This is a genomic window from Shimwellia pseudoproteus, from assembly GCF_016415625.1.
In the GTDB taxonomy this organism is placed as follows: Bacteria; Pseudomonadota; Gammaproteobacteria; order Enterobacterales; family Enterobacteriaceae; genus Shimwellia; species Shimwellia pseudoproteus.
In genome coordinates, this window is record NZ_WBXP01000053.1 from 1 (window position 1) to 24,790 (window position 24,790).

A 24,790-nucleotide genomic window follows, 5' to 3' on the forward strand; every position below is an offset into this window, starting at 1 on the left:
AACTTTTGCTTTGTCACAGGATGTCGCTACAGGGTCAGGAGTGTGGTGATCTGATCCTAATTTCGGCTAAAAGTTCGATTTATTCAACAAAGCCGTGCTTGGATTGAAACTCAATTAGCTCACGTTGATAAAAATATTATCCGAGGTACGTATAATCATGCGCAATATTTAGGTGAAAGATTAAAAATGCTCCAGTGGTATGGCGATTATCTTGATGAATAAAGTAATTATTTATAATAGGGATTAAGTGAGGTTAATTGTGAACAAAGAGACCATAATATCTGTTTTAATTAGAGTTCTAAAAGAAAAACGTGATGGACTTGTATTGATAAATGGAGAATGGGGAGTTGGGAAAACATACTTTCTTCAAACTGAATTCAAACAGTATTATCCTGATGTGAATCATTTTTACATGTCTGTTCTGGGGCTAAATAGTTTGCAGGACTTTAAAGATAGAATGTTAGGTATAACATACTTAGATAATTCATCGGAACTAAAAAAACTCGGGGATTTAACCTCAAGTGCTGCCTCGGTTTTTACACAAGAAGAAAGTACCGGTAAATTTACTGAGCAAATCTTTTCAACATTTTCTGGTGCAATGAAGGATTATGTTCTTAAGGATCTTTCTGGCATTTTCATCATTGATGATCTCGAGCGGATTCCACAATTATTAAGAGATGAGATAGCAACTTTTTGCCTTCAAGGTTATCAAAATGATAGTAGCCTCGACTACATTTTAGTAGGTAACTTTTCAAAGCAAAGCAGTGAGGTTTTAAGTCATAAAGAAAAGGTTGTTAGTGATGAAATATATTTTTCTGTCAATAATATTTATGAGATATTACAACAAAAATTAGTAGTGTTGGATGAACGATACAGGTCACTAGTAATGCAAGTAATTACAGGATTTGAAGAATCCAATTTACGCATTATTAATAGAGTAATCATGAAACTTTTACCTCTTTTTGAAAATATAGGTTCTGAAAGAGAGATTTCAGAAATAGATATTAAGAATCTCGTGAGTTCGCTTTGTTCACATGTAATTCTCAAAGAGAAATTCTCGTATCAAGAGAATGATTATCGAAATAATTACATGTCTTCTTCTCTTAAAACACTTACAGCCACATCTGAGAATGAACCAGATGAGATTAGTAAAGAAGAAAGTAATTTATTAAACATTGCGGTTTATAAGCCCTATAACAACTTGATGGCTCCATACTGTTTTAATATTATATCTCAAAAAGACATTGCACCATATATTTTTAGTGTTCAAGAGGCACTTAGAAAGTCAGATTATGCTTCATTAATGCAACCAGAGCGCTTCAATATACTTGAAAGTGATTATTTGGATGAGGTAACGAAGGTTATACTAAAAATAAACTCCCCTACGCTTTCCTTATGGTTAACTGCTACAAATAACTATCTCAGGCTTTCAGAGTTGAAGTATATTAAGAAGGTGAAAGGGTTGACTAATAAGGTGATAGAAGACTGCAAACTAAGTTTTTCTGCTGATGAAATAAAAGCATATTTTTATGAAGCAGCTCCGAATAGTGATGATATTCCACTTCATATTCTTAGGAGGGATGGTAACGAGTTACACAATTTCTTTCTTAAGAAATATAGTGAAATCATTAATAATGAAAAAATAGACGGGTTGAAAAATAAAATGATAAAAGTTGGTTGGAACGCCATTGATATGGATATCTACCAATCAAAATTCAAATTCAAGCTGCTTGAAACATTAGATGTTAACTTAATTATTGATGCGATAAAAAATATCTGGTCCATTCATGATATTCAAATGTTCTCAAATCACTTATCGTCTCTTTATAATTTTTCTAATCTGTCTGATTTTCTTTCTGATGAGTTGCCTTATTTAAAAAAATTATATGGTGCATTAAACTCTCATCAAAAAAGAATTCCAAACTCTTTCCGTCGAGGTGCTATTATTGAGCTTGTCAATTGTGTTAAATCTGTTAAGGAATCACTGGAGGAAAATATGTCATCCAAAAATACTAACCGCCAGTAGAATTAGCTCATGCTACTGTTATTACGCAAGTATAAAGCCCTGTACGACATTTCTTTTAAGGCAAACAGAAATTAAGAGGCTTCAGCTTCGCATGCGCGCAATGCTCTCCCCGCCACGCCTGCCCGCTTAAGGGGCCGCTTTTAATGCAGGTGCAAAGGTGGGCTCAGGTCGCGCCGCGACTGGCGCAGGTCGGGAGTATCGGGGCGGGAAAACACATGCAAAACCATGCACCTTATGGATGCATGGCTTATTTCGTTAAATATAGCGGGATTTACGGGGATTTTTAGACTGGCTACTGTGCGGCCATGTCGGCGCGTCGACGGGCGTAAATCATACTCTGTGCAGGGGTGAATTTTTCACGATTATCATCCCGCGAAGGCGCGTCAGGCCTGTATCCGATGGCCGTTAAAATGTCGTTATCCTGTGCAGAATAATTAATTTTATTTCCTGCGGCCAGCCAGACGGAAAGAGCTTCACGCAGGTATGTCACCGAACGGTCGAGCGCGCGACTTTTTAACATCGCGGGCTGGTTCTTAATCCCCATCAGCTCAGGTGCCAGTGTGGCGGCCAGCTCCGCGCCGTTCTGCTGCATAAAATCATGCAGCCGGTTACGGATGCTGATGCGCTGCACCTCCTCATGCGAGAAGATGTAGCGACCGGCGGCCTGATTAATCTCCCATTTTTTTACGTCAATAATATCTCGCAGCATCTGTAATCTACGGGAACCTGATGCGTTGTTATCCAGCAATAATTCCTGATATTCCTGCCCGGCGGCGGCCAGTTCAGCTTTACGGTTTAGCCACGCCGTTTTGTTCGTCTGACAGGCGTCAAACGCCTGCTGTAAGGTCAGAGTGGTCATGGGGTATCTCTCCTGATTAGTGGCGGAACGGCGAGCTGTAGCAGCCTTTTACCCGGCGGGGTGCCACGGGTGCTGTCGGTACTGGCGCGGGTTTCTCATCGACGACCGGGTGTAAGCATCCCTGCAAAACGTCCCATTCACTTTTAGAGATCTTCCGACATACTGATTATGTCCCCAGAGGAGATCGCCATGCGTAAAGCCCGATTCACCGAACACCAGATCATTGCCGTTCTGAAGTCCGTCGAAGCAGGACGTACCGTTAAGGATGTCTGCCGCGAAGCGGGAATATCTGAAGCCTCATACTACAACTGGAAAGCAAAGTACGGTGGGATGGAAGCCTCTGATATCAAAAAGATGAAAGACCTTGAGGATGAAAATCGTCGTCTCAAACAGATGTTTGCCGATCTCAGTCTTGAATGTCGTGCACTGAAGGATGTTATCGAAAAAAAGCTTTAAAACCAGCGATAAAGCGCGAGCTCGCCAGCTATCTGATCACTCAGTTTGCCATGAGCGTGCGCCAGGCCTGCAGGACATTATCGCTGAGCAGGACGGTATATTTTTATCAGGCCGATACCCGGCGTGATGAGCCCGTTATAGAGGCGCTTTCGGTCATGGCTGAACGCTATCCAAAATACGGCTTCAAAAAGCTGTTCCAGGTGCTTCGCCGGCAGGGCCACACCTGGAATCATAAGCGTGTGCACCGTATTTATTGTCAGATGATGCTGAATTTCAGGCGGAGGGGAAAGCGGCGTCTGCCAGCCCGAAATCCTTCGCCATTACGTGTGCCACAGGTACTGAATCAGAGCTGGTCCATCGATTTTATGCACGATGCCCTGACCTGTGGCAGGCGATTCCGGACGTTTAATGTGGTGGATGATTTTAACCGCGAAGCCCTGGCTATTGAAATCGATCTGAATATCCCGGCGCAGCGGGTGGTCCGGGTACTGGACAGGGTTGTCGCCAGCCGGGGATACCCTCTGAAACTCAGGATGGACAACGGACCAGAACTGGTGTCAGTCACACTGGCTCAGTGGGCGGAGGAGCACCATGTTGAACTGGAATTTATCCGTCCGGGAAAACCAACTGAAAACGCGTTCATAGAGCGTTTTAACCGGACATACCGGACTGAAATACTGGACTTTTACCTGTTCAGGACACTGAATGAAGTAAGGGAAATAACAGAGCGCTGGCTGGCGGAATATAACTGCGAGCGCCCGCATGAATCCCTGAATAACCTGACGCCGGAAGAATACCGGCTGATGGCTGAAAACCCGGAAATCTCAAAAAGTGCGTGGAACTAAAACGGGTATGCTTACAAAACCATTAGATCCAAACTTGAATGTGGCATTATATGCCCGCCAGGCGGATCCAATGGCCCCGCCTGACAAGCGTTGTTTTGCAACAACGCGCTAGTTAAACGTTTAGCTCATTGACCACCTCGGCCACGCTTTTAACGTTATGGATGCTGCCAATACCCGTGCCCAATGAGATATACCCCTCATCGCTGTTGCCTTCGAGCATACCAATACGTAACCCGCGCAGCCCTCCCATCGCCTGGCCAATCTCGTCTTTGCTGGCCCCTGCTTTATCCATCGACACCAGCCTGTCGGCAAATTTGCCAGGCAGTGCGCGATAATAGTCCGGCAGCGTACGGAACAACTGCATATCCAGGCCATCCGCGGCGATAATTTTGTCTTTCACCGATTGTGGTACGCGGCTTTCCGTCGTGCTGATAAAGACTGAACCAGCAAATACGCCCCCGGCGCCCAGGGCGTGAGCGGCTCTGGCAGTGCGGCTGTCGGTAATGCCACCTGCGGCCAGCACCGGTACATTTTTCACTGCATCGGCAATCATCGGCACGATGCTGAACGTCCCCAGTGCCACTGCCGGCAACGTCCCGCCTTCATCAAAGCCGGTTGCGACGATAACATCTGCTCCCGCTGACTCGGCTAGGCGAGTATTTGCCGGCGTAGGGTTTATATCCCGATAGATAATTTTAATCCCTGCCTGCTTAAGCTCATCAAATAGAGCCGGGATAATCGCCCCCTCTCCATAGCCGGTGTAAACCACGGCATGCACCCCTTCCTCTTTAATAACTTTCAGGATTGGCGGGGTCCAGACATCATTTTCTGGCGTCGGTATCAGATTTACGCCAAAAGGTTTTTCGGTCAGTGCTTTGGTTTTACGGATCTCAGCACGCAGTTTTTCAGCCGTCTCTTCCGGCGTAGTGGCGGCAGTTTCAGCCGTTAACCCGGCGTTAGGGCCTAATATCCCCATGCCCCCGGCATTACTGACGGCCGCAACTAAGCGTGCATCGGTTAACCATGACAGCGGGCCCTGAATAACCGGTTTTTCAATACCAAGAATTTCTGAAACAGATTTACGTTGCATAACGACATATCCTGAATAACATTTCATTTGACCGTATCTGGCCTAACGCATTGTTTAATAAAGGATGTCTTGCGGAAAACGCCGCACAGACAACCTCACATTTTCGAATGGCTGTAGTTTATGCGCGGAGATTGTCAGGAAAAATAGCTAATAACCTCCATCACTATTACGAAATAAGTAATAATAAGGCTATTCCGCCCGTCGTTAGCCCGCCTTATCCGGCGGCAGGAAGCGCAATATGCAAATCAATCTCTTTGAAGCAATTAAGGTTTATATCGAAATCGTTGAGTCAGGCAGCTTTACCCAGGCCGCTGAAAACCTGCAAATTCATCGCCCGGCGGTAACCAAATTGCTGCAACAGCTGGAACAATCTTGCGGTGTGCGGCTACTTCAGCGCACGACCCGGCGCATCAATATGACACCGGAAGGTGAAGAGTTTTATCGCCGCAGTAAGCCATTGCTTGCTCAGGCTAATGATTTACTGGAGTCGTTTGCGCCAGACCGACCTGTGCATGGGCAGCTGCGCATCGACATGCCGGTGGCTTTTGCCGCCCTGGTGGTGGTGCCTCATCTGTCCGGGTTTTATAAGGCGCATCCCAATATTGAAATTATTCTGAGTAGCTCAGACCGCCGCCAGGACATGCTACGCGATGGGCTGGATTGCGTACTGCGTATGGGGGAGCTGGAGGATGGCGACTACATTGCCCGCTCGCTGGGCACTATAAAAATGGCGACCTGCGCCAGCCCTGCTTATATCGCAGAGCACGGTAAGCCAGAGACACTGGCAGATTTACAGCAGCATCAGGCGCTGTGCTGGATAAACAGCAGCAGTCGCCAGATTATGCCATGGTGGTTCCAGACCTCGTCGGGAGCTAAAGAGATCAATCTTACTGGCAGGCTGGTGCTGGATAACTCTGAAGCCTATCTCGCCGCAGGGCTGGCCGGGCTGGGAGTGATGCAGGGCATGTATTTCTTTTTTAAACCCCATCTGGACAGCGGCCAGCTAGTGGAAATTCTGCCTGGCTATCCGGCACATGCGAGAAAGCTGTCATTGCTGTACCCTCATCGCCATCTGTCGCACAAGGTAAGGGTATTTGCCGAATGGCTGGAAGATCTGCTGAAAAAACTCCCCTGAGCCGATAATGCCCCGCTGGCGCGGGGCAGATCATTTAATGCTTATAGTGTCACGACAATTTTGCCCACCTGACCATTCGCTTCCATATAACGATGGGCGTTAGCGATATCATCAAAAGCAAAGACCTTATCGATAACCGGTTTGAGCTGGCCGGACGCTAGCCCCTGATAGACAAAGTCTTTCGCGTGAGCCAGCTTCACGGGATGGGTGGTAATCTCGAACAGCTCATAGCCCCGAAAGGTGAGATGTTTACCCAATATATCCATCACCGGAATAGACAGGTCGCGGCTGTCCAGCGCGCCATATTGGAAAAAACGCCCGCCCATCGCCATAACGCTGGCAATTTTTGCCGTGTCCGGCCCACCGACCGGATCAAACACCAGGTTAACACCCTGGCCATCAGTCAGTGAATTAACCTCTGCCGCCAGATCCTGCTCGCGGGTGGCAATAACCGCCGCGGCACCGACCTTGCGCAGCAGGTCCGCTTTTTTACTGGTACGGCTCAGCGCAATGGGATGTGCGCCCAGCATATTGGCAATCTGAATTGCCGCTATCCCCACGCTGCTGGATGCGGCTCCCAATAAAGCATACTGCCCGGCCTGCAAATTACCGTACTCCACCAGCGCGCCGTAAGCCGTCACAAACATCATCCAACTGGCGGCAGCCTCCGCAAAGCTGAGGTTTTCCGGGTGATTAACCACCGCATGCACCGGCGCGTTTACCCGCTCAGCATACATACCGTATTCGGTAAACATAAATGACGGAATCACGCTGACTTTATCACCTGGTGAAAATTCACTAACGCCCGGACCAACGGCTTCCACAACGCCGGCTGCTTCGTACCCCAGGCGGGCCGGGAACTGCGGCTCAATAACATAGTGTCCGGTACGGTACATAATCTCCGCCCGGTTAATCCCGAGGGCTTTCACGGCAATCTGTACTTCACCAGCCGCTGGCGCAGGCACCGCCACATCGGTTATCTCCAGAACTTCCGGGCCTCCAACGTGCGAAAAAGTAATTACCTTAGACATATTCAGACTCCAATAGCTGCGCAACCCGGAATATCGGCGGGTCGGAACGGTTTTGATAGGCTGAGTAAGTTACGAGGTTGTCAGGCGCAGAAAAAGACGCATTCTGATACTGCACTATTACACTGAGCGTAATAATTGCAGGTATTGAGAATAAAATGTCACCGTTGAATCCCATGACATTGCCAGCGTCTCTTATCCTTTCCCAAAAACATCGCGCTATTCACAACATGGCAGGCCACGACGTCCTGTTGCGCTGGCAACAAGGCCTTTTCATGGTAAACCTTCTGATATTTCTGACTTATTTTCGATACGGTCAGAGTATCAATTATCATTATTGTCAGTAATAGGGCTAAAATGATGGTGTCTATGAACCCCCTTCATGAGTGCGCGTTGAAGGGCGTGCTTCCACAAGGAAATTGCCAATGCTCAAAGAAAACTTCAACGAACTGCAAATCTTTCTTGTGGTGGCGCGGGAGCGAAGTTTTACCAAAGCAGCGGGCAAGCTCGGGGTTTCTCAGTCTGCACTCAGCCACGCGATGAAAGTACTGGAAGAAAGGCTCAATATCCGCCTTCTGACCCGCACCACCCGAAGCGTAGCCCCTACGGAAGCCGGTGAGCGAATTATTGCCTGCCTGGAACCCCGAATTGCCGATCTTGAGCAGGAGCTGGAATCGCTGGTTCAGCTGAACGGTACCGCCTCCGGCAATATCCGTTTATCTGCCGGGGATCATGCCGCCCAAAGTCTGGTATGGCCGAAGCTAAAACCCTTCCTCAGGGAATATCCGGAAATTAATCTCGAACTGGTGGTTGATAACGGCTTTGTCGATATTGTTGAGGGGCGCTTTGATGCCGGGATCCGCCTGGGAGAAAGCGTGGATAAGGATATGATCGCCGTCAGAATTGGGCCGGACATGCGCATGGCGGTGGTGGGCGCACCGTCCTATTTTGCCGCAAACCCCGAGCCTGAAACACCGCACGATCTACAACATCACCGGTGTATCAATATGCGCCTGCCGACTGCCGGGGGGCTTTACCACTGGGAGTTTGAGAAGGAAGGGAAGCCGTTACGGGTCAGGGTGGAAGGGCAGCTAACGTTTAATCAGCAGGCGCAAAGGATTGATGCCGTTTTATCCGGTTTTGGCATTGCCTGTATACCTGAAGACAGGGTGCAGGATTATCTACAGTCAGGCGCGCTTATTCAGGTTCTGCAGGGCTGGTGTCCGTCTTTCCCCGGATATTATCTTTACTACCCGAGCCGTAAGCAGCATCCGCCCGCGTTTGCGCTGATGATCGATGCCCTTCGCTATGTGGAATAACGGGTCCGCCATTCGCGGTGGACCCGTGCGGGTATTAACGGCCTACGCGGGCCTGGTGCTCAGGAGAATAACGGTCGCCGACGATATTAATCCTTTCAAGCGCCTGGGTTATCTGCCGGGAATCATCCGGCGAAAGAATGATGTCGGCCGCCCCCAGGTTTTCCTCCAGCCGGTGCAGCTTGGTGGTGCCCGGGATGGGGACAATCCACGGCTTTTGTGCCAGCAGCCATGCCAGCGCGATTTGCGCAGACGTCACGCCTTTTCCGGCCGCCAGCTCACCCAACAATGAGACCAGCTTTTCATTCGCTTCAATGGCCTGTTCGGCGAAACGCGGCACTTGGCTTCTGTAATCATCCTTGCCAAACGTCGTCCCGGGTTTAATCGAACCCGTCAGGAAGCCCTTACCTAATGGGCTGAAGGGAACAAAACCAATGCCCAGTTCCTCCAGTAACGGCAGGATCTCCCGCTCCGGCTCGCGCCACCACATTGAGTATTCGCTTTGTAGGGCCGTGACCGGTTGTACCGCATGGGCACGGCGAATGGTTTGTGCACCCGCCTCGGACAGACCGAAATGTTTGACTTTGCCTTCAGCTATCAGGTCTTTCACGGTTCCCGCAACATCTTCAATCGGGACATCTGGATCGACACGATGTTGGTATAGCAGGTCAATGACATCAGTCTTAAGACGGCGTAATGATCCTTCCACAGCTTCACGGATATGCTCCGGACGGCTGTTTAAAATCTGCTGCTTGTTGTCGTCGCCAAAAGTAAAACCAAACTTAGTGGCGATGACCACGCGGTCACGAAACGGTTTTAAGGCAACGCCTACAACCTCTTCATTAAGAAAGGGGCCATACACTTCAGCGGTATCGAACAAGGTGACGCCACGTTCAACCGCGGCGCGAATGAGCTCAATAGCCTGACGGGTATCGGTCGCCGGGCCATAGCCGTGGCTTAAGCCCATGCAGCCGAGCCCAAGTGCGGAGACTTCGAGTCGGGATTTACCCAGATAACGTTTTTGCATTGAATAACGACCTCTTTTATCGTGACTTAAACATCAAGTTTGCGGCCAGTGAGCCATTCCACCATTGCCGGGTCGCGGTGAGAGAAAAAGGCGCTGGTAGCGGTGTCGAGGGCGGCAATCTGCAGCATATCCTCGGGGCTGAGTTCAAAATCGAGAATGTGGATGTTCTCTTCCATGCGTTCTTTGCGCACCGATTTGGCCAGTGAGACGATGCCGCGCTGGAAGATCCACCGCAGCACAACCTGGCCCACGCTTTTGCCGTACTTCTGGCCAATTGCCGTTAACACGGGATGCTGGAACAGGCCATTTTTCCCCTCAGCGAACGGCGCCCAGGCTTCCGGCTGAATGCCACGGCTTTTATTCCATGGAACGGCCTGCAGTTGCTGGTTGAAGGGGTTAACCTCAATCTGGTTCACCGCAGGGGTAACCTTGTTGAAGGCGATAAGGTCGGCCAGGCGGTCAGGATGGAAATTGCTTACGCCAATGGCGCGAATTTTGCCTGCCTGCTGCAATTCGTCCATGGCACGCCAGGCCCCATGGACATCACCGTAAGGCTGGTGAATCAGATACAGGTCGACGTAATCAAGTTGCAGCCGGTTCAGTGAGCGTTCGAACTGTGCTTTAGCACCTTCGTAATTCGTATCCTGCAGCCACAGCTTGGTTGTGACAAATAGCTCGTTGCGGGCGATACCGGTCTGTTTCAGAGCGTTTCCGACCTGGGTTTCATTCTGGTAAGACGCGGAGGTATCGATCAGGCGGTATCCCGTTTCAATAGCATCAATAACGGCGCTCTCGCATTGTGCGGCATCAGACATCTGAAACACACCAAAGCCCAGCAGGGGCATTTCAATACCGTTGTTCAGTTTTACAGTTTGCATTACGTTATCCTTGCGCTGTCGACCAGGAAAAGCATAACGCAAACTGATTTATTCAATTAGATGGGGTAATTAGCTAGGGTTTATCAGATGTGTTCATTAATAGTGAGGGTGGTCGGTGTTGTGCCAGTTGCGGTCGTTAGTGTTAAAACGCCGCGCGAGGGATCTGTGCCCGCGCTTCTTTTTCATTATCTTGTGGCTATTTCATACTACGCGATGACGCATATTTTGCGGGGGTGGTACCAAATGCCTGTTTGAACATAGTGATAAAGCTGGTCACGGCTTCATATCCCAGATCCCCGGCCACCTGCTGAACCGAACAGCCTTCAGTCAGCAGCTCCAGCGCGACCATCAGATGCAATTGCCGGCGCCATTTGCCGAAAGACATCCCCGTTTGTTCAAACAAATGGCGCGCCAGCGTGCGCTCGCTCATTCCCACAATCGCTGACCACTGCTTAATCGTTTTTCTGTCGCCAGGCGTTGAGATCAATGCTTCTGCCATTCGTTGCAACCGTGGATCTGATGGTATAGGAAAATGGGTATTGATCCGGGGCATTGCGCTCAGCTCATCGAGGAGTAACTGGCTGAGAAGCTCTGTACTGGCGGCGCTGCGGTTAGCCCGTCCACCACACAGCTCAATAATCATTTCACGCAGCATGGCGCTGATACTGAATGTACAACACCCTTGCGGAAGGGCGCCGACAGAGGCGTCGATAAACAAAAAATAGCCCAGTGCATTCGCTGAGGCGCGGCTTTGGTGTGCGAGACCAGCAGGAACCCAGAGCGCGCAATGCGGCGGCACAATCCAGTGACTACCGGCCACCTCGCACGCCACAATACCCTGTAAAGACAATACAAGCTGCCCTTGTATATGGTGATGTATACCCGGTTTTGCCAGGCTATCGCTCTGTGCGGTGTAGCGCTTAGCGCTGACAATCCCCGGGAATGAAGCGTTTGGTTGCGTTATGGTTTCGGTCATTTTGGCGTTTTTTAAAGATAAACTGACCTGAATTATAAATCATGCCATAAAAAATGCCGATAAAATCTTCTCCGGGAGCGAGATAGCCATCTCGCCATTACGTCTCTGAATATTTCCGGAGGAAAGCATGAGTAATACCGCAATCACGGCACGTATGGTGGGGTCTGATGAAGGGCACCACGTTTTACATCCCACAGGGGCAAACATGAGCATTAAAGTGTTTGCCAACGAAACCGGCGGGATCTATTCACTGATGGAAACGGTGCTTCCTCCCGGCGGCGTTGTGCCGAGGCATATCCATAAAGGGGAGGATGAAAATAACTTTATTCTTGAAGGTGAACTCACCATGGAGATTGGTGAGAACATTTACCAGGCGGGCCCGGGTAGCTATGTTGTCGCCCCGCGAGGCGTTGAGCAGTATTTCAAGAATAATGGCGATACCGACTGCCGTTTTCTTACTTCTTTTACACCCGGCGGCGCTGAGGGTTTCTTTAAGGAGGCCGGTGAATTGATTCGTCGTTCTGCGCCGGAAAAACCCAACCCGGAGCTGATGGCACAGCTTCAGCAGAAATATGCGTTGCGTTATTTATAGTACCGGGTGACGTCTTCGTTTAATTACGGCGATAAGTTTTAATGCCCCGGCGGAATATCATTGTCGGGGCTATTATGCAGAGAAAATCAAAATTTATTTAACGCCCGCCAACAAAGTGGCCTCCCGGTGAAAATTTACCGTCAAAACCCGCTTCTCTGGGGGGATTTTTGGCAGCAGCATCATTAATGAGATTGCCTATTGCTTTTGCGGTTTTTGACCAGCGATGATCTTTATATTCATTATAAATCTCAGTGCCAAGCTGAGCCGCCGCGCTACCGGCATCTAAATTATGGTCTAAAGCAGGAGGGCTTCCTGCGCCGCCGCTGATTGCATTACATTCAAGTGCCGTGAGTTGTTTCATGTTATTCCCCTTGTGTTTTATATGGTATTTCTATGGTTGCTTACGCTGTACTTATTTATCCCCTTTGAGTGATGTTATAACGTTAGATTAATTATTCATCAAAATGTATTGCTATAAATTATGTAAATAAAAATGAGTTGTGCGGCGGTATCTGGCTAAGGGGCTTTATGGCATTTTAGACACAAGGGCAGGGGAACTGCACTTAACGCGGTGGGATGACCGGGCCAGGGGCCCGGTTTTGGCGAAGAGGGAAGTCGCTGAATTTATGCCTGTGCCACCGTCACTTTATGTGACGTAATCAGACGGCGCAGTAGCGGGATCAGTAATAACAGCACAACGCCGGTGGCGGCGGCTCCCCAGCCCAGTGCGTTAAATATCGCATTGTAGCCCGGGTTAGTGGCGGCGGCGGTACTGCCGCTGTTTTGCGGCATCAGGCCGGAAACATAACCCGCCAGCACAGAGGCAACACCGGTCACCATCATCCAGCAACCCATCATCAGCCCCTGTAAATGGGACGGCGCCAGCTTGCCTATCATCGAATAGCCCACCGGGGAGATCAACAGCTCACCCAGGCTTTGCAAAATATAGCTGATAACCACCCATTTTAACGCCACCATCCCGTCGGCGCCCGCCATGCTAATCCCCAGCGGCAGCATCAGCATTCCTGCGCCCATGCAGAACAGCGACGCGGAAAACTGCACGGGAATATCAAGCTGTACGCCGCGATCGCGCAGCCGCTTGAACAGCAGCGCCATCAGCGGGCCGCCAACGACGATAACGAGCGTATTAATGTTCTGTAACCACTGGGGGGATATTTTCCAGCCGAAGGCATTAAGCGTGACATTGTGCTCAGCAAACAGTGTCAGCCCCATCGGCGCCAGTTGGTACAGCGACCAGAAGACCAGCGAGCCGCTGGCCAGCATAAGGTAAGCCAGCATCCGGCGGCGCTCATCATGGTGGCGGTGGCGCGCTGTCATCACGCACAGCATCACAAACACCAGCGCGCCAAGGGCAACCACAAAACTGCTGCTAAACCCGGTGTGGCTCAGCAGCACGCGCAGGACCGGCACCAGTAAAATCAATACCGCCAGGCCGAAAGCCATCCGTAAATAGAACCGGGCCCCCTTAATATGCTGCAACGGTGTGTTGATATCGCTGAGGATAGGCCAGCGCAACAGGGTAATGACAACCGCGGCAATATTGCCGAAGGTGGCGAACAGAAAAAGTGAACGATAATTTTCTGTTAACTGATAATAACCGGCAACGGTAAAACCGATAAAAAAGCCCAGATTCATCCCGGCGTAATTCCACAAAAACGCTGCCTCCCGGCGATCGTCATCCGGGGTGAACCGCTGTGTCAGCATCATATTCAGGCAGGTCACATTCAGGCCGCTACCGCTGAGAAACATGGCAAGCCCCCACCAGAGCCCGGTAATGCCCAGCTCGGCAATCAGATAACAGCCAATCACCTGCAACACCATGCCGAGAATAAACAAATTGCGGTTACTTAAATAACGGCCACCCAGGCAGCCGCCGAACAGATGCAAACCATAGTTGAAAGCACCGAAAATCCCCATCATGGTATTGGCTTGTGCTTCGCTAAAACCAAGGCGTTTGGTGACATAGAGTACCAGGGTGGAGTACAGAACAGCGAAACCGAGTGTAGCGAACATCTGAATAAAAAACAGTGCGCCGGAGCCAGAAGGCATCGCCCGTTGGGGGGCGCGCGCGGATGATAAACTCATACTGATATCTCTCTGAACAACAAATGATCCGCAGCGAAACTCTCCGAACCTTGCTTTTATAACAATGCAATTATTGATGGGTTTTCTGGCGGTTTTTGTCAACGCTACGGGGAAAAATAGCGGCTAAATCCCTACATAAAATAGTGTCAAAAAATTACAGATAGGCGCTCAGACGCTACTGAAGAGTAGCACGGGTACACAGCGTGTCTCTCGCCAGTCCCGATAACTCCACCCTGCGCGTTCAGGCGCTATGGCCACTGATCCCGAACAAACACATCTGTTTTTTCGAATGTGAATATTGATTTTGTTTATCTGAAGGGTATCCTGTCTGGCAATTACCAGGAGGACTGATGCCGATAACGTCTCTGCAACTCTTCAAAAATCTCTCTGATGAAACCCGCCTTGGCATCGTATTGCTGCTCAGGGAGTTGGGAGAACTGTGTGTGTGCGATCTTTGTACCGCGCTGGATCAGTCGCAACCCAAAATATCCCGCCATCTGGCAATGCTGCGGGAAAGCGGATTATTGCTGGATCGCGAACAGGGGAAATGGGTCCATTACCGATTATCACCCCATATTCCCGCATGGGCCGATCAGGTTATCGGGCAGGCCTGGCTCAGCCAGCAGGAGGAGGTACAGGCCATTGCCCGTAAGCTGGCATCGGCAAACTGTTCTGGTAACGGTAGGGCTATTTGCCGCTAAAAAATTTGGTTGAACATATATGTTTTTTCGAATGTGATTTTTAAGGGGATAGGTATGTTACTGGCGGGCGCTATTTTTGTTCTGACCATCGTATTGGTTATCTGGCAGCCGAAGGGGCTGGGGATAGGCTGGAGCGCGTCGCTGGGGGCGCTACTGGCGCTGGTGTCCGGTGTGGTTCATATCGCCGATATTGCGGTGGTGTGGCATATCGTCTGGAATGCCACGGCCACCTTTATTGCTGTGATTATTATCAGCTTGCTGCTTGATGAGTCCGGCTTTTTTGAATGGTCGGCCCTGCATGTATCACGCTGGGGCGGCGGACGGGGCCGTTTGCTGTTCACTTATATTGTATTACTTGGCGCCGCGGTCGCGGCGCTGTTTGCCAATGATGGCGCTGCACTTATTTTAACGCCGATTGTTATCGCGATGCTGCTGGCCCTGGGATTCAGGAAAAGTACCACCCTGGCATTTGTTATGGCCGCCGGTTTTATTGCCGATACCGCCAGCTTGCCGCTTATCGTGTCGAACCTGGTGAATATTGTGTCGGCGGATTTTTTCCGCCTGGGATTTACTGAATATGCGTCGGTAATGGTGCCGGTAGATATTGCCGCCATTGCCGCTACGCTGGCGATGCTGCATCTGTTTTTCCGCAAGGATATTTCGCCGGCTTACCCTGTGGCCCGGCTGAATACACCGGCTACAGCGATTAAAGATCCGGCAACGTTCATCACCGGTTGGGTGGTTTTGATACTGCTGCTGGCGGGCTTTTTCGTCCTCGAACCGCTCGGTATTCCGGTTAGCGCAATAGCGGCGGCGGGCGCAATTATTCTGTTTGCGGTTGCTAAACGCGGCCACGCCATTAATACCGCTAACGTGTTGCGCGGTGCGCCCTGGCAGATAGTTATCTTCTCGCTGGGGATGTATCTGGTGGTCTATGGTCTGCGCAACGCCGGGCTGACAGCGCACCTTTCAGGCGTGCTCAATAGGCTGGCGGATAACGGCCTATGGGCCGCCACGCTGGGGACTGGGTTTCTGACGGCGTTTCTGTCGGCCATCATGAATAATATGCCTACCGTGCTGGTTGGCGCATTATCGATAGACGGCAGCACTGCGTCCGGTGTGATCAAAGACGCGATGATTTATGCCAATATTATTGGCTGCGATCTGGGGCCGAAAATCACGCCAATTGGTAGCCTGGCAACGCTGCTCTGGCTGCATGTGCTCGCACAAAAGCAGCTGACCATCAGCTGGGGATATTATTTCCGCACCGGGATGATGATGACGCTGCCGGTGCTGTTTGTTACGCTGTCGGCCCTGGCGCTGCGGCTCTCTTTCACGTTGTCATGAGATAATTATATCAATAATGTGGTTATCAGGAGCCGCCCCGGCTATCAGTAAAAAACGCGGGAGCTGAACCGGTAATCAATAAAAATATGTTAACAAGGTCGCGGTAATGGCGGCCTTTTTTATTTCCCTACCTTCAGAAGTAGTATGCCATCCGGTTAATAAGATATCGCGTGAAAATAATCGCTAGCTTTGTAAGGCTATTATTATAACCAACCACTGTACTTAATATAATAGGCCGCCAGCGTGTTTGGTTAATAAAAGGTTATGGTTCCTGGTGGTACGGTTAATATCTACGCGTATTTTAATGGGGTAACTATGTCAAAAAACGGCTGGCGATCGATGTTAATCGCGTGCGCGATATGCACTGTATTATGGGCGCTGGTTGGCTATCTGATATTTAGGTAAGCCCTTATTGCTCACTCTTTGAGTGGATAATAAGGGGAATGCGTTTGCGCCACGCTATTTAGAATGATGAATGGATATGATTAATGCGCAGAGCTACCGGTAAACCGGTAGCTCAAAAAAGGACGAGAAAATACACCGGTTTACCGGGCGCCGCAGGGGGTATCTGGGCATGAGCAAAGCCTGCAATGCCCTGATTTGCGTTAGGGATTGGGCAATGACACGATGGTATTTGCAGGCTCAGATGTGGCGGTATTATTTCGCGGCAAGCTCTCTGCGAATTATCTCTGCACCGGCGCTTAAGGCCGCAAGTTTGCCATTGGCGACCTGGCGGGACAGAGGGGCCATACCACAGTTAGTGCAGGGGTAGAGTTTGTCGGCATCGACAAACTGCAGGGCTTTGCGCAATGTATTGGCAACCTCCTGTGGTGTCTCAATCGAATTGGTTGCCACATCGATGGCCCCAACCATCACTTTTTTACCGCGGATCAGTTCAATCAGATCCAGTGGCACATGGGAGTTATGGCACTCCAGTGAGATAATATCAATGTTGGACGCCTGCAGTTTGGGGAAGGTTTCTTCATACTGCCGCCATTCTGATCCCAGCGTCTTTTTCCAGTCGGTATTGGCTTTGATGCCGTACCCATAGCAGATATGTACCGCCGTTTCACATTTTAGCCCTTCAATGGCCCTTTCTAATGCGGCAATCCCCCAGTCATTGACCTCATCAAAAAACACATTAAAGGCCGGTTCATCAAACTGGATAATATCAACACCGGCGGCTTCTAATTCTCGTGCTTCCTGGTTGAGAATTTTCGCAAATTCCCAGGCAAGTTTTTCGCGGCTTTTATAGTGGTTATCATAGAGCGTATCGATCATCGTCATGGGCCCTGGCAGGGCCCATTTAATCGGCTGGCTGGTTAGCTGGCGTAAAAATTTGGCATCTTCCACAAATACCGGCTGCTGGCGAGCCACAGCACCCACCACGGTGGGGACACTGGCATCATAGCGATTGCGAATTTTGACCACTTCGCGCTTTTCAAAATCCACCCCGCTGAGATGTTCAATAAACGTGGTGACAAAGTGCTGGCGAGTCTGTTCGCCGTCACTGACAATATCAATACCTGCCCGCTGTTGTGCTTCCAGCGATAAACGCAGCGCATCGTGTTTCCCCTCGATCAATCCTTCATTTTGCAATTTCCACGGGGACCACAGTTTTTCCGGCTCAGCCAGCCAGGAAGGCTTAGGTAAACTACCGGCTGTCGATGTGGGAAGTAATTTTGTCATAATAGATAACCTTTTAAATTCAATTAATCAACGCGCGTAATCGGCAGACCAGTGTTCAAGAATATTCTTGTAGGGTTTGATGAAATGCGCTTCAGTAAATTTTCCCTGCTCAATCGCTAACTGGCTGCGTTCTTCCCGGTCATACACAATTTTTGTTAATGAATGATCCTGGTGGTGCAGGCTTGGCTGATAGTATTGCCCTGCGGCAGCATTAGCGTTGTAAATCTCGGGCCGGTAAATTTTTTGGAATGTCTCCATCGTGCTGATGGTACTGATAAGTTCAAGATCGGTGTAATCACTGAGCAGCTCACCAGAGAAATAAAAAGCCAACGGCGCGACGCTATTTTTAGGCATGAAATAGCGAACCTGTAACCCCATCTTGTGGAAGTATTGCTCCGTCAAAGAAGTGCCATTTTGCCGGTATTCAATACCCAGGACCGGATGCTGATTGCCCGTTTGATGGTAGGTGTCTTTGCTGGACACACTTAAACATATGACGGGCTGTTTGTTAAAATTATCCTGATATACCTTTGAATTAACAAAGTGTTTAAAGATGTTGCCATGCAACACGCCAAAGTTATCCGGAATGCTGAACCCTGAGGCGTTTTTATTGTGCTCAGGCAATAACACACTAAAGTCATAATCACGCACGTAAGAGGAAAAATTATTCCCGGCAATACCCTCAATGCGACTGTGTGTTTTTTTGTCGATAATATTGGTTTTCAGGATCTCAATTACCGGAAAGGCGCTGCTATTATCGGTGATATTCATATCAACAGAAATGATTTCCAGCCCGACTGAATAACGGTCGCTTTTCGGATTATCCCAGTTAGCTAATGTATTGAAGCGGTTATCAATCATCGCTAACGTATTGCGCAGATTTTCCTGACGGTTTTCCCCTCTGGCCAAATTAGCAAAGTTGGTCGTAATACGCGTATTTTCTGAGGGGTTATAATTCTCATCAAAAATGCTGCGTTTAATAACAAATGTGAAGTCTTTATTCATCGCTGGCTGGCACCTGAGTTCTGACATGAAAACGGGATTTATTTTTTATTTTCCAGAGGTTACTGGCTTTATTATTTATCCGTTCTCATGTTATCAATACGTTAATGTTTCATAATTTATGCCAGAGCCGCCGGGTGAGTGAAAGCGACTTAATTTCATTACAACATGAGTCCTGCTCATGATCGGCTAGCCCGCCGGGACGGGGCGACGAGCGAGGTGGCCAGAGGGGGAGAGAAACCGGGCGTTGAGGGGAGGTGGTTCACGGTGCAACCTCACTACCGCCCCAGCCCCCGGTCGATATAGCCCGCAAACAACCGGTATAATTTCCCCGGCCGGGTGATGCTCATCACCAGCTGGATGGCGGGAACACTGGGGGCGCCATCTTCCGGGGTTAACACATATAAATCATCGGATAACGCGCTCTTGGGCAGCAGGGCAATACCAAGCCCGGTGGCCGCCGCGCTGTGGATATTGTTGAACGCGCCACTGACATAAGAAAAGTAGTAGCGGCGGCCGACCTGTTCGAGGGCCGTCACTGCGGCATGACGAATAACGCAGCCCTCCGGGAAGGTGACAAGGGGAACCTCATCAAGGGCGCTAAAGTCTGGCACAGCGGCACTGACCCAGTGCAATGTCTCAACCCGCAGGATCCTGTCTGACTCGGCAACCAGCGGCTGCCCAGCAATCCCCTTGGTGATAATGATATCCAGCAGTTGCCGGGCCGCCATCGCGGTGAGCACCGGGGAAGACGCCGCGGTAATTTTCACCCGCAACCCCGGGTTCTCGGCAAGGCACAGCGAAACAATACTGTGCAGGTTACTTATCTCAATGTCTTCCGGCACCCCGAGCGTGATTTGCCCCTGTAAATCCCGCTTGTTCAGCGCGCCGATCGCTCTGCTGGTCCGGGCAAGGATATCCCGGGCGGCGGGCAACAATACCCGGCCTTCCCCGGTTAGCCCGAGGATATGCCCCTGTTTGCGTTCAATAAGCCGACAGCCAATATCCTCTTCCAGGCGGCGCAGCCCGGCGCTGAGTGTCGATTGCGTGCGGCCCAGTGCCTCACCGGCAGCACCGAAACTGCCATATTCGGCAATAAACACAAACGCGCGCAGTTGCTCCAGGGTAATACCTCGTCCTGCCATCCGATCCAGTTGTGCCGTCAGGGCCATTACCCACCTCTGCGGGTTGATTATCGATGGGGTCGATTATAGGGAATAAAATATCAATTTAACATTCAGTTAACTATTTAGCAGGCTTAACGCACTGAGGTGTCAGTAAACCATTGGCGTTTTTATTGTTAAACCGTGTAAGGAAGCGTGCTCATGTTGTTAATTGTTGCTCCGATATTTCTGGTTATCCTCGTTGGCTATAGTTATGGGCGCTTAAGACCGGACAGCGGTGGGGCGGATCAGTTGATTAATGACTATGTGCTGTATATTGCCCTTCCGGCGTTATTATTTATCGCCGTGGCCCGTGCGGAGGTCAGCGATCTCAGGCAATGGGGATTTATGTTGTCCAGCCTGGCCGGGATAGCCGTGGTGTATATCACCGCAGCGCTAATGGCAAAAATCCTCAATATCGGATTACCGCAATCTTCCCTGCTAAGTATGGGGGCATGTTATGGCACAACGGGTTATATGGGGGTGCCGATTCTGTTCTCGGTGTATGGCGAATCGGCGGTATTACCCGCGGCGCTGGCAACCATTCTGCATAATATCCCGGCGATGATGGCGGTTATTATCAGCTGGGATATAGGCTCAACGCGCGCCCGGCCAGGGGGCACACCGCTGCTGCACAGTGTGGGACGTGCAGCAGCGGCAACCATCAAAAACCCACTGACTCTCGCGGTGCTGGCCGGTCTGGTATTCGCGGTCTTCGATATTCACCTGCCGCCATTTCTTGAGGTTTTTGCCCGTTTCCTGGGCAATGCTGCCGGGCCAACAGCACTGTTTGCGCTTGGGCTGGGCCTGGCCAGGCTCCGGGTTACGCAACACCTGAATATCGCTACCGGGAAAATTGTGCTGCCGATGGTGGTGCTAAAGCTGCTTATCCAGCCGATTATCACCGGGGCCACGGCGGTGTATATTTTCAATATGGGGCAGGGGGTCTGGCTGGCAGCGGCCATTGTGATGGCAGCACAACCCATTGGCGCGGGTGTCTATGTGTTCGCGAAGAAGTATCACTATCAGCAGGCAGTCATCTCACTGGCGATTATTATTTCTCTGCTGCTGGGGCTGGTGACCATCCCGCTGGTGCTGAACCTGGTCGCGGTATAAGCAGCACACGCCAGATAGCCATCGGGAAATGGGGGCCACAGGATAAGGCCCCCAGGACCGTGCGTTTGCGCAGGCGTTATTCATTGCCCCACTGGTTAAGGAACTGCGCGATCTCGTCGATACGCCGGGCGTTGATGCCGGCTTCAACGGCCATCTCTTGCTGCGCCTCTTCACTGATCTCTTCGTTGTTCATTAACCGGGTAATGAGTAACTGAAAATAGTGCGCCAGGGCATCACGCTCGGCGTCGCCCACCGGCTCAGCGGCTTCTGTCGAATACTCATCCGCGATGTCATAATATTTAAGTGGAATGTCATGGTTCATAAGTCGCCCCAGGGTTAATACCGGTATTGTCTGGCCGGGATAATAGCATTGTTATGGCGTTTTTTCTGTCATCCGTGCTGCACTGGTCAGGAAGCGCCTACACTTAACGGCACTGACCGACCAGAGGAGAGCCCATGAGCGCAAAATACAAAGTGGTCTACAAACATACCGATGGCACAACCACCCGGGAAGAGGAGGTGCTGGTAGAGGCCGCTGCAGAGCCCACCCGGGAAGAAGCCCGTAAGATAGCTAAGCGGGACGCCGTTCGTTTCCATGATGCTGGAACGGCGTCCATCGAAATAATTGCCGTGGTGCCTTACCCCTAACCAGGGGCATTCCCGGTGCGGCTAATGATAGTTCGACAGCTTGGTTATCCGCGCCCGGAATACCCATATCTGGTAGACATTAAGCATCACAATCACCGGCAAGAAACCCGCCATTGCCATACTGAATGTGACCAGTGATACCTGAGGGCTGGCGCCTTGCCATATGGTCCAGGTGTTCGGTACCAGCCAGGGGAACAGCGTTGCCATCATGCTGCCGCCCATAATCAGCGCACAGGCGTTGAACCACAGGATTGCCGCCAGATCGCGGTCCTGGCGTGTGGCCCGGCGCATCTGGTAAATCGCCAATAGCGCGAGTAATAACAGTGTCCACCATACCCACGCGTGGGGGCCAAACCATTTATTGTAGGCCCAGGGGAATATCAGGGCGCTCCACGCGGCGGTTGCCGCAACGGCAAGTAACGCCAGATAGTAGATGGTCATGGTCCACTTAACCGCGAATGCGCGAATAGGCTCTGTTTTGGCGAGGCGTGCCCGGACAAACAACACCCCCGACAGGGTGACTGCCACCACGGACGCGATGCCGACCCAGAGACTAAATGGCGTGATAAAGGCAAGTGAGCTTCCGCTATAGATTGGGAGCTGTCCGGGGCGACTGGTGAGCGGAAACCCCAGCAAAAAAGCACCCACCGCCATACCGCCAAAGAAGGTGACGGCCAGGCTGCTGAGGCCAAAACACCAGTCGCTAAAGCGTCGCCAGCGCGGTGAGGCCAGATGGCGAAGTTCAATAGATAACGCCCTGATCATAATGCCCCACAGGACAAAGATCAGCGGTATCATCAGATAGCTCAGGGCGGAACCGTAGACAAACGGGAAGGTGCCGAACAAAATTCCCCCGGCCACCACCAGCCATGTCTCGTTGGCGTCCCAGGTCCCGGCCATGGCCGCCATAATAGCGCCGCGCTCGTGCTCGTCCTTGACGAACAGCGAAAAAATACCCGCGCCGAGATCGGCACCGTCAAGGGCGATATACACCAGTAAACTGCCCCATAGCGCCAGCCACCATGCGAATGCCAGCACCTGTTGCTGAAACGTCATTGCTTCAATCATGCCATCCCCTTATTGACGTGGCGTTACGTGTCCGCTGTTAAACGCGGCTTCGGTTTCCGGTACGGCACCGGCATTATTTTGTGGGTTAAAGATCGGGGCGTTATCCACGTCCGACGGGCCAAGGCGGCAAATTTTTGCCATGTAGTAAAAGGTTGCCAGCGAGACGATGACTTCGAGCACCGTAAAGCCAACCAGCCAGAAACTGGCGGCGGCAACAGACATCTGGCTCACCCCCTGGTCGGTGCGCATCAGCCCGTAGACAATCCACGGCTGGCGTGCGCTTTCCCGCGCCCACCAACCGGCCCAGATAGCGAGGTAGGGCAGGGTTCCGCACCCGATGGCAGACAGCAGAAACCAGCGGTGGCTTGCTATCTGCGCGAGGGTAAACCGCCCGCGCCATATCAACCATACGCCCCATATCGCCAGTATCGCCAGGACGCCGCCGATGCCTGCCATAATGCGAAACGCGTAAAACGGCACCACCACCGGTGGTCGATCCGCCGCCGGGAAGTCGTTAAGCCCGGGGACCGGGTCATTCCAGCTATGGGTTTCGAGTAGGCTCAGGAAGTGGGGAATAGAAATCGCCCAGGCATTGCCGGTACCGGCTTGATTTGGCCAGCTCACCACATGCCATTCGCTGTTTGGGGTACCGTCCGGCAGGTAGGTGTTATAGTGCCCTTCCATGGCGGCAAGCGCGGCAGGTTTCGTCTGGGCGACAATTTGCCCCAGCGCATCACCGACAAATATTTGCAGCGGTGCGACAAACAACAGGGCCACCAGGCAATATTTCAGCGGCCGCTGGAACAGTTCAATATCGCGGCGTTTAAGCACAAACCAGGCGCACACGGCGATAACGAAGCACAGCGACAGCTCAATGCTGGCCAACAACATATGGGGGAAAGACGCCAGCACATTTGGATTCAGCAGGGCGGCAAACCAGTCGGCAACGTAAAAATAGCCGTTTTGCAGCTTAACCCCCACCGGTGATTGCATCCAGGAGTTGGCATTCATGATCCACATAGCGGAAATGGCGGAGGAGAGGGCAACGTTTGCCGTTGCGAACAGGTGAATTTTGGGATGAATACGGCCCCAGCCAAAGATCATCAAACCAATAAACGCCGCTTCGTACATAAACGCCGTGATGGTTTCATACCCTAATACCTGGCCGAAGATCGGGCCTGCCGCCTGGGAGAACGGGCCATAAAGAATACCGAAGGCCAGCTCCATGGTCACGCCGGTGGCCACACCGGCGCCAAAATTAACGATAAACAGCCTTTCAAAGAAACGACAAAGCCGGTACCAGCGATTATCGCCACGTTGCAGCCATCGCCACTCTGCCAGGAACAGTAACAGAGCCAGCCCAATCGTTAACGGAGGATAGATAATATGCAGTGTTGTGACCACGGCAAAATCAATGCGCGATATTAACGCCGCAAGTGCTGAGGCATCCACGGATATCTCCTTACTATACTGTGCCAGGCCCTGTGCAGTATTGCGGGCAGGGCTGACGGAATGGCGTAACGGGAAAGATAACGGCATGCCTTTAAGGCTCGCACATATCCTTAACAAAGATAAGTGTCATTTTTATTACTGCACAATAATTAAGGTTATTTATCCGCGCGGTGCTAAGGAAGGTGCGAATAAGCAGGTCATTTCTTCCCAAGCTGACTCGCTGATTAAAATTTCGCGGATCTGGGCCGATTTTTTTCCCGCAAACACATC

General features: G+C 50.9%; 23 protein-coding genes and 1 pseudogene. 10 read left to right on the plus strand and 14 right to left on the minus strand.

Annotated features, from left to right (window positions below; translation table 11 throughout):
* Nucleotides 1-96: 96 nt before the first annotated feature.
* Nucleotides 97-222 (plus strand): annotated as a pseudogene (locus tag F9C28_RS17245) (integrase); the annotation flags it as partial.
* Nucleotides 223-259: 37 nt separating this feature from the next.
* Nucleotides 260-2,026 carry an ATP-binding protein gene (locus F9C28_RS17250; protein ID WP_199016529.1) on the plus strand — a complete coding sequence of 589 codons (1,767 nt, stop codon included), beginning with the start codon at nt 260-262 and terminating at the stop codon, nt 2,024-2,026.
* Nucleotides 2,027-2,318: 292 nt separating this feature from the next.
* Here the strand turns inward: F9C28_RS17250 and F9C28_RS17255 are convergent, their stop codons facing one another.
* Nucleotides 2,319-2,885: a phage polarity suppression protein gene (locus F9C28_RS17255; RefSeq protein ID WP_199016530.1), complete on the minus strand. Its 567-nt coding sequence runs from the start codon at nt 2,883-2,885 to the stop codon at nt 2,319-2,321.
* Nucleotides 2,886-3,074: 189 nt separating this feature from the next.
* Between F9C28_RS17255 and F9C28_RS17265 the strand changes: the two genes are divergently transcribed.
* Nucleotides 3,075-4,186, plus strand: a protein-coding gene (locus F9C28_RS17265; RefSeq protein WP_199016531.1) for an IS3 family transposase whose coding sequence is annotated in 2 segments (ribosomal slippage) — nt 3,075-3,336 and nt 3,336-4,186 — 1,113 coding nt in all. Because the reading frame shifts where the segments join, the coding sequence is not laid out codon by codon here.
* Between the two features lie 112 nt (nt 4,187-4,298).
* Here the strand turns inward: F9C28_RS17265 and F9C28_RS17270 are convergent.
* A complete protein-coding gene (locus F9C28_RS17270; protein ID WP_199016532.1) occupies nt 4,299-5,276 on the minus strand; it encodes an NAD(P)H-dependent flavin oxidoreductase in 978 nt (325 codons plus the stop codon).
* A 238-nt stretch (nt 5,277-5,514) separates the two neighbouring features.
* Between F9C28_RS17270 and F9C28_RS17275 the strand changes: the two genes are divergently transcribed.
* Nucleotides 5,515-6,411 (plus strand): LysR family transcriptional regulator, encoded by an 897-nt coding sequence (locus tag F9C28_RS17275; protein WP_199016533.1) that lies wholly within the window; start codon nt 5,515-5,517, stop codon nt 6,409-6,411.
* Nucleotides 6,412-6,452: 41 nt separating this feature from the next.
* Here F9C28_RS17275 and F9C28_RS17280 read toward each other — a convergent pair whose 3' ends face one another.
* Nucleotides 6,453-7,442: a zinc-dependent alcohol dehydrogenase family protein gene (locus tag F9C28_RS17280; RefSeq protein WP_199016534.1), complete on the minus strand. Its 990-nt coding sequence runs from the start codon at nt 7,440-7,442 to the stop codon at nt 6,453-6,455.
* Between the two features lie 422 nt (nt 7,443-7,864).
* On the opposite strand from F9C28_RS17280, the gene F9C28_RS17285 reads away from it, so the two are divergent.
* Entirely contained in the window at nt 7,865-8,758 is an 894-nt protein-coding gene (locus F9C28_RS17285; protein ID WP_199016535.1) for a LysR family transcriptional regulator, read from the plus strand.
* Between the two features lie 34 nt (nt 8,759-8,792).
* On the opposite strand, the gene F9C28_RS17290 is transcribed toward F9C28_RS17285, so the two are convergent.
* The 3 genes from F9C28_RS17290 to F9C28_RS17300 all read right to left on the minus strand — a co-directional run bounded on the left by F9C28_RS17290 (nt 8,793) and on the right by F9C28_RS17300 (nt 11,636).
* Nucleotides 8,793-9,782 (minus strand): aldo/keto reductase, encoded by a 990-nt coding sequence (locus F9C28_RS17290; RefSeq protein WP_199016536.1) that lies wholly within the window; start codon nt 9,780-9,782, stop codon nt 8,793-8,795.
* 26 nt (nt 9,783-9,808) lie between these two features.
* Nucleotides 9,809-10,660 (minus strand): aldo/keto reductase, encoded by an 852-nt coding sequence (locus tag F9C28_RS17295; RefSeq protein WP_199016537.1) that lies wholly within the window; start codon nt 10,658-10,660, stop codon nt 9,809-9,811.
* Between the two features lie 196 nt (nt 10,661-10,856).
* Nucleotides 10,857-11,636 (minus strand): AraC family transcriptional regulator, encoded by a 780-nt coding sequence (locus F9C28_RS17300; protein ID WP_199016538.1) that lies wholly within the window; start codon nt 11,634-11,636, stop codon nt 10,857-10,859.
* Between the two features lie 127 nt (nt 11,637-11,763).
* On the opposite strand from F9C28_RS17300, the gene F9C28_RS17305 reads away from it, so the two are divergent.
* On the plus strand, nt 11,764-12,228 hold the full coding sequence (locus F9C28_RS17305) for a cupin domain-containing protein (RefSeq protein ID WP_199016539.1): 465 nt from the start codon (nt 11,764-11,766) through the stop codon (nt 12,226-12,228).
* Nucleotides 12,229-12,325: 97 nt separating this feature from the next.
* Here F9C28_RS17305 and F9C28_RS17310 read toward each other — a convergent pair whose 3' ends face one another.
* Together F9C28_RS17310 and F9C28_RS17315 are read right to left on the minus strand one after the other, a co-directional pair.
* Nucleotides 12,326-12,589, minus strand: coding sequence for a hypothetical protein (locus F9C28_RS17310; RefSeq protein WP_199016540.1), 264 nt, complete (start codon nt 12,587-12,589; stop codon nt 12,326-12,328).
* A 263-nt stretch (nt 12,590-12,852) separates the two neighbouring features.
* On the minus strand, nt 12,853-14,334 hold the full coding sequence (locus F9C28_RS17315) for a peptide MFS transporter (protein ID WP_199016541.1): 1,482 nt from the start codon (nt 14,332-14,334) through the stop codon (nt 12,853-12,855).
* 350 nt (nt 14,335-14,684) lie between these two features.
* Here F9C28_RS17315 and F9C28_RS17320 point away from each other — a divergent pair, with 350 nt between their 5' ends.
* Both F9C28_RS17320 and F9C28_RS17325 read left to right on the plus strand, forming a co-directional pair.
* The gene (locus F9C28_RS17320; RefSeq protein ID WP_199016542.1) at nt 14,685-15,035 is read left to right on the plus strand and encodes a transcriptional regulator; all 351 of its coding nucleotides are present in this window, start codon (nt 14,685-14,687) and stop codon (nt 15,033-15,035) included.
* A gap of 54 nt (nt 15,036-15,089) precedes the next feature.
* Nucleotides 15,090-16,382 carry an arsenic transporter gene (locus F9C28_RS17325; protein WP_199016543.1) on the plus strand — a complete coding sequence of 431 codons (1,293 nt, stop codon included), beginning with the start codon at nt 15,090-15,092 and terminating at the stop codon, nt 16,380-16,382.
* A 657-nt stretch (nt 16,383-17,039) separates the two neighbouring features.
* On the opposite strand, the gene F9C28_RS17330 is transcribed toward F9C28_RS17325, so the two are convergent.
* The 3 genes from F9C28_RS17330 to F9C28_RS17340 all read right to left on the minus strand — a co-directional run bounded on the left by F9C28_RS17330 (nt 17,040) and on the right by F9C28_RS17340 (nt 20,245).
* Nucleotides 17,040-18,071: a methionine synthase gene (locus F9C28_RS17330; RefSeq protein ID WP_199016544.1), complete on the minus strand. Its 1,032-nt coding sequence runs from the start codon at nt 18,069-18,071 to the stop codon at nt 17,040-17,042.
* A gap of 27 nt (nt 18,072-18,098) precedes the next feature.
* Complete coding sequence (locus tag F9C28_RS17335; protein ID WP_199016545.1) at nt 18,099-19,076, minus strand: DUF1852 domain-containing protein; 978 nt, start codon at nt 19,074-19,076, stop codon at nt 18,099-18,101.
* A 275-nt stretch (nt 19,077-19,351) separates the two neighbouring features.
* On the minus strand, nt 19,352-20,245 hold the full coding sequence (locus tag F9C28_RS17340) for a LysR family transcriptional regulator (protein WP_233149138.1): 894 nt from the start codon (nt 20,243-20,245) through the stop codon (nt 19,352-19,354).
* Between the two features lie 153 nt (nt 20,246-20,398).
* On the opposite strand from F9C28_RS17340, the gene F9C28_RS17345 reads away from it, so the two are divergent.
* A complete protein-coding gene (locus tag F9C28_RS17345) occupies nt 20,399-21,352 on the plus strand; it encodes an AEC family transporter (protein WP_199016546.1) in 954 nt (317 codons plus the stop codon).
* Nucleotides 21,353-21,428: 76 nt separating this feature from the next.
* On the opposite strand, the gene F9C28_RS17350 is transcribed toward F9C28_RS17345, so the two are convergent.
* Nucleotides 21,429-21,674 (minus strand): YmjA family protein, encoded by a 246-nt coding sequence (locus F9C28_RS17350; protein WP_199016547.1) that lies wholly within the window; start codon nt 21,672-21,674, stop codon nt 21,429-21,431.
* 134 nt (nt 21,675-21,808) lie between these two features.
* On the opposite strand from F9C28_RS17350, the gene F9C28_RS17355 reads away from it, so the two are divergent.
* Complete coding sequence (locus F9C28_RS17355; RefSeq protein WP_199016548.1) at nt 21,809-22,000, plus strand: hypothetical protein; 192 nt, start codon at nt 21,809-21,811, stop codon at nt 21,998-22,000.
* Between the two features lie 21 nt (nt 22,001-22,021).
* On the opposite strand, the gene cydB is transcribed toward F9C28_RS17355, so the two are convergent.
* On the minus strand, nt 22,022-23,068 hold the full coding sequence (cydB, locus tag F9C28_RS17360; protein ID WP_233149139.1) for a cytochrome d ubiquinol oxidase subunit II: 1,047 nt from the start codon (nt 23,066-23,068) through the stop codon (nt 22,022-22,024).
* Between the two features lie 9 nt (nt 23,069-23,077).
* Nucleotides 23,078-24,520 carry a cytochrome ubiquinol oxidase subunit I gene (locus F9C28_RS17365; protein WP_199016549.1) on the minus strand — a complete coding sequence of 481 codons (1,443 nt, stop codon included), beginning with the start codon at nt 24,518-24,520 and terminating at the stop codon, nt 23,078-23,080.
* Nucleotides 24,521-24,790 lie beyond the last annotated feature (270 nt).

What these genes read in the sequence shown, in the direction of transcription:
- F9C28_RS17280 (WP_199016534.1), bottom strand. Translation starts at nt 7,442, where the DNA reads ATGTCTAAGGTAATTACTTTTTCGCACGTTGGAGGCCCGGAAGTTCTG.
- F9C28_RS17270 (WP_199016532.1), bottom strand. Translation starts at nt 5,276, where the DNA reads ATGCAACGTAAATCTGTTTCAGAAATTCTTGGTATTGAAAAACCGGTT.
- F9C28_RS17315 (WP_199016541.1), bottom strand. Translation starts at nt 14,334, where the DNA reads ATGAGTTTATCATCCGCGCGCGCCCCCCAACGGGCGATGCCTTCTGGC.
- F9C28_RS17275 (WP_199016533.1), top strand. Translation starts at nt 5,515, where the DNA reads ATGCAAATCAATCTCTTTGAAGCAATTAAGGTTTATATCGAAATCGTT.
- F9C28_RS17340 (WP_233149138.1), bottom strand. Translation starts at nt 20,245, where the DNA reads ATGGCCCTGACGGCACAACTGGATCGGATGGCAGGACGAGGTATTACC.
- F9C28_RS17335 (WP_199016545.1), bottom strand. Translation starts at nt 19,076, where the DNA reads ATGAATAAAGACTTCACATTTGTTATTAAACGCAGCATTTTTGATGAG.
- F9C28_RS17295 (WP_199016537.1), bottom strand. Translation starts at nt 10,660, where the DNA reads ATGCAAACTGTAAAACTGAACAACGGTATTGAAATGCCCCTGCTGGGC.
- F9C28_RS17305 (WP_199016539.1), top strand. Translation starts at nt 11,764, where the DNA reads ATGAGTAATACCGCAATCACGGCACGTATGGTGGGGTCTGATGAAGGG.
- F9C28_RS17320 (WP_199016542.1), top strand. Translation starts at nt 14,685, where the DNA reads ATGCCGATAACGTCTCTGCAACTCTTCAAAAATCTCTCTGATGAAACC.
- F9C28_RS17355 (WP_199016548.1), top strand. Translation starts at nt 21,809, where the DNA reads ATGAGCGCAAAATACAAAGTGGTCTACAAACATACCGATGGCACAACC.
- F9C28_RS17310 (WP_199016540.1), bottom strand. Translation starts at nt 12,589, where the DNA reads ATGAAACAACTCACGGCACTTGAATGTAATGCAATCAGCGGCGGCGCA.
- F9C28_RS17300 (WP_199016538.1), bottom strand. Translation starts at nt 11,636, where the DNA reads ATGACCGAAACCATAACGCAACCAAACGCTTCATTCCCGGGGATTGTC.
- F9C28_RS17255 (WP_199016530.1), bottom strand. Translation starts at nt 2,885, where the DNA reads ATGACCACTCTGACCTTACAGCAGGCGTTTGACGCCTGTCAGACGAAC.
- F9C28_RS17350 (WP_199016547.1), bottom strand. Translation starts at nt 21,674, where the DNA reads ATGAACCATGACATTCCACTTAAATATTATGACATCGCGGATGAGTAT.
- F9C28_RS17330 (WP_199016544.1), bottom strand. Translation starts at nt 18,071, where the DNA reads ATGACAAAATTACTTCCCACATCGACAGCCGGTAGTTTACCTAAGCCT.
- F9C28_RS17290 (WP_199016536.1), bottom strand. Translation starts at nt 9,782, where the DNA reads ATGCAAAAACGTTATCTGGGTAAATCCCGACTCGAAGTCTCCGCACTT.
- F9C28_RS17345 (WP_199016546.1), top strand. Translation starts at nt 20,399, where the DNA reads ATGTTGTTAATTGTTGCTCCGATATTTCTGGTTATCCTCGTTGGCTAT.
- F9C28_RS17285 (WP_199016535.1), top strand. Translation starts at nt 7,865, where the DNA reads ATGCTCAAAGAAAACTTCAACGAACTGCAAATCTTTCTTGTGGTGGCG.
- cydB (WP_233149139.1), bottom strand. Translation starts at nt 23,068, where the DNA reads ATGATTGAAGCAATGACGTTTCAGCAACAGGTGCTGGCATTCGCATGG.
- F9C28_RS17325 (WP_199016543.1), top strand. Translation starts at nt 15,090, where the DNA reads ATGTTACTGGCGGGCGCTATTTTTGTTCTGACCATCGTATTGGTTATC.